Source organism: Methanosarcinales archaeon, assembly GCA_014859725.1.
Classification (GTDB): domain Archaea; phylum Halobacteriota; class Methanosarcinia; order Methanosarcinales; family Methanocomedenaceae; genus Kmv04.
In genome coordinates this window covers 1-3,580 of record JACUTQ010000203.1, presented here as the reverse complement: position 1 = coordinate 3,580, position 3,580 = coordinate 1, and the positions used below count along the sequence as shown (strand labels likewise).

The window sequence follows — 3,580 nt, the reverse complement described above, 5'->3', positions numbered from 1 at the left end:
CCAGCCAGATTGAGAAGGGTCTGGACCGAAACCCAGGATTTTATTAAAACTGTTCAAAACAATATTCATGAGCAGATCAATCAAACTCCGGCAACAAGACTTATCTTAAAAACCGAATCCCATAATTTACCGAAAGACTCCTCACTGCCGCCAACATGGAAAGCCGTTGAAGTAAACGGTTTGAACCCGGATAGATTCCAGATTGTTCAAATCAATGATACAGATTTTACTACCATAACTAACTTATCTGAGTTTGAGTACAGAAATGGAGCCACAAATGAAGTGCTGAAAGGATTGAGCGCTGTGAAAAAAGCAATTGAATCATCAAACATGCTTAGGATAATAAATGAAGAAGATAGAAAAGGTGAAAATCCCGGCGACATCAAAATTAAAGATTCAAAACCTGAGCCCTATACGCCAGCAATTACACTCCTGCAATCACCATACCAGTTCCAGATGCTGGTACCTGCCTCTTCTGTCCCTCAGGTTCTTGAGATCATAACATCCCTCTACGACAAATGGTTTTCAAAAGTCCACGGCAAACTTCCATTGAATGTTAGCGTTCTGGCAGCCAACAGGAAATTCCCGCTATATGTGCTTTTGGATTCGGCTTCAAGAATGCTCAAAAACCATGACGGGTTCAATAAACTATATGATATGGAACCATACTGGGATGTGAACGGTTCAAGATCAGACCCCTATTACGGCTATTATCCCACAGACGATGGGGTATCCCCTGAAAAACTGGCGCCGATCAAAGACGGAAAGAAGTTTTACCTGACCCCGGGCTGGTTTGATTTCGACTTCCTCGGCGGCACTGCTGACAGGGGGAGAATCTTTTATGGAACTGGAGAAAAGCCTGAAGAAAAGCCGGCGAGGGAGAGCATATGCTACGGCTGGATAAAACCCAGACCTTATAATTTCCACCGGATAAAAGACATGCTCAGACTTTATAACATTCTGGGCGGGCTTTCCAGAACACAGGTAAACGGAATTGAACAGGCTTTGATATCAAAACTTGAAAGCTGGAAAAATCATGAAGACCCTGATAAAAAGAACATCTTTTACGAATTTGCAAAAGCTGTAATTATCCATGCTTTTACTCCGAAAAAATGGCAGATGATGCCGCCTGAGAACAGGGCATTTGTTGAAAGTGCCATTGATTCGGGTTTGCTGGTTGATACAATCCAGCTTTATAATCATGTATTAAAAGTTAAAATTGGAGGCGAAGAAAGATGAATAATGGAAATAACCCTGAAAAGAAATTTGCTTATGCCCTTGACCCCATACACATAGGTGCGGGCGGATACCAGCTTGGAAGGGTGGACAACAGTATTGTAAGGGACCCGACAACCGGTGTTCCCAAGATACCGGGAACATCATTGGCGGGGGTGATAAGGGCATACGCAGAGATTGTGAAAGATCAAAATGCAGGAAATAGATACGACATCGATACTATATTTGGAACAGAGGAAAAAGCTGGAGTACTCAGATTCTATGACGGCCATATTATTTTCTTCCCGGTAAATTCAATTTATGGAACTGTCTGGATTACCACAAGGGAGTTACTGGAATACTGGTGTAAAAATGGAGAAAAAGGAATAGAGATCAACATCCCTTCGGCAAATGATGAAGTCTCTGTACTTCAGGGGCTTGGAGAAATTAACGACAAGAATTCTATCATAACCCTCGGCTGGTTAATGCTTGAAGCTGTAAATGCAAACGGTGACTTAAAAGTCAAAGTTCCATCAAAACTTGCAGGTAAGAATGTTGTGATGGTATCAGGAAAACTTTTCAGCCATATTGTAAACGACAATCTGGAAGTCAGAACATCAGTAAGTATTGACCCTGAAACTGGTGCTGCAAAAGATGGGGCACTGTTTACCTATGAAGCTATTCCCAGATGCACGATTTTAGGATTTGAAATAGGTGAAGACCCAAGAAAAAATTCAAATAATCTAAATATTCCAGAACTTCTGAAAAGTACATATCCTTATCTGAAAATGCTGGGAATCGGCGGTATGGGCACCAGAGGCTTTGGAAGGCTCAAAATCTTGTAGGAGGATGGCGAAAATGCAAAATCTAGATTACCTCTGCATGAAGTACGGGCAGGATATACCTAAAGCTAAAGGTGATGAGAACCTTATTACAAAAGCCCGGGGTGTGCTCCAGGAAAACGGCCCGTACGCATTGTTCTTATTTCTTGAAGAAAATAAAAAGAAGGATAGTGATATTGCCAGCAACACCTGTAAATCTCTCCTTAAATTAATTAACGAAAAAGAACTCAAACCTTTTATGAATCTACCGCAGGAAGATAAATCAATGAAAGAACTGACAGATTGTCTTATCGAAGTATCAAAAGACATCGATAAACTCTTTCTATTCAAAAAAATAATGGAGCAAACCCTGCTGTATGCCCGTTATTACGCTAAAGCACTTCCAGAATCAGGAGATAAATCATGAACTGGCACCAAATTGACCTGCTTTATGAACTGAAAAGTCCTGTTCACATTGGTTATCTACCAGGTAAAGCATCAGTAATAAACCCAACAAGATACTACATTCCAGGCAGGAATTTCTGGGGTGCATATACAAAGGTATTAACAGAGAAATTGTTCGATGATCCAATCCCAAAAAATTATTACGATGTGGGAAACTGGTTCAAAAATAATGTGAATTTCACTTATTTTTATATTTATGACGGAGATTCTGACAAGCCATTTTTGGTTCCAGGGTACTCGGATGATGGCTTAAAATATGGAAATATGTTAGTCTCTCAATTTCAGAATCGATATATTGGAAGTTTTATTTCAACCGAAATTGAACCCACTACAGGTACGGCTAAAGACGAATCACTTCATGATATTGAATTCATCAGACCAAAGTATCAATCAAAATCAGAGATTAAAAATACACGTATTTTTGGCAAAATGTTTATTAAAAAAGATTTTTCAAAAAATGAAATTACAGAAAATATCCAGGTAGACACTGATGGAAATGGAAATATTACTGTAAATGATGAAGACCCATTCAAGGTAATTTTTGTTGGAGGGGAATTGAACTATGGATTCGGCAAAATTGAGAAGTTAGATTCAAGTCTTATTCAACTTCCCGAATTGAGTTTTAAATTTGACCTAAGTTCAAAGGATAAGGTTTGTATAGAACATATAGATAAAAACCCGATTTTATCCCATTTACGATATTCAGAGACATATCAGTTTTGTGGCGACATTGAATTGATTTCTGGAAGAGGATACGAGAAAAACAAAGATAACCTGCAAAGGGAAACGCATAGAGAGCCGGGCAAACGTATTGCACCATCAAATTTGTGCTTCACGCCGGGTACAGTGGTTCACAATCTGAAAGAAGCAGAGATAGATTATAGTGGTGTTTGGAACTCGCTTTGAAAGAGAAAAAAATGACAGGAAAACCATTTCACAGTACTGCAAACCTGAAATTCGCCTTCTACAGCATTTCCACTGACCTTGGCGCTAAACCTGCCCCCAAACACCTCGAACCAATAGACTACGACCGCTGGTCAGAACTCCACTGGAAGGCGCAGCTCGAAGATAACCTCACC

General features: G+C 39.8%; 5 protein-coding genes. All 5 read left to right on the top strand.

Annotated elements, in window-relative coordinates; all coding sequences use genetic code 11:
- The coding region (locus IBX40_12060) for a hypothetical protein (protein MBE0525044.1) at window positions 1-1,239 on the top strand (1,239 nt) is incomplete at its 5' end.
- Window positions 1,236-2,060: a type III-B CRISPR module RAMP protein Cmr4 gene (gene cmr4 / locus IBX40_12055; protein ID MBE0525043.1), complete on the top strand. Its 825-nt coding sequence runs from the start codon at window positions 1,236-1,238 to the stop codon at window positions 2,058-2,060. The genes IBX40_12060 and cmr4, both read left to right, overlap by 4 nt.
- Window positions 2,061-2,073: 13 nt before the next feature.
- A complete protein-coding gene (locus IBX40_12050; protein ID MBE0525042.1) occupies window positions 2,074-2,463 on the top strand; it encodes a hypothetical protein in 390 nt (129 codons plus the stop codon).
- A 149-nt stretch (window positions 2,464-2,612) separates the two neighbouring features.
- Complete coding sequence (locus IBX40_12045; protein MBE0525041.1) at window positions 2,613-3,407, top strand: hypothetical protein; 795 nt, start codon at window positions 2,613-2,615, stop codon at window positions 3,405-3,407.
- Window positions 3,408-3,418: 11 nt separating this feature from the next.
- A partial coding sequence (locus IBX40_12040) for a hypothetical protein (GenBank protein MBE0525040.1) occupies window positions 3,419-3,580 on the top strand: 162 nt, incomplete at its 3' end.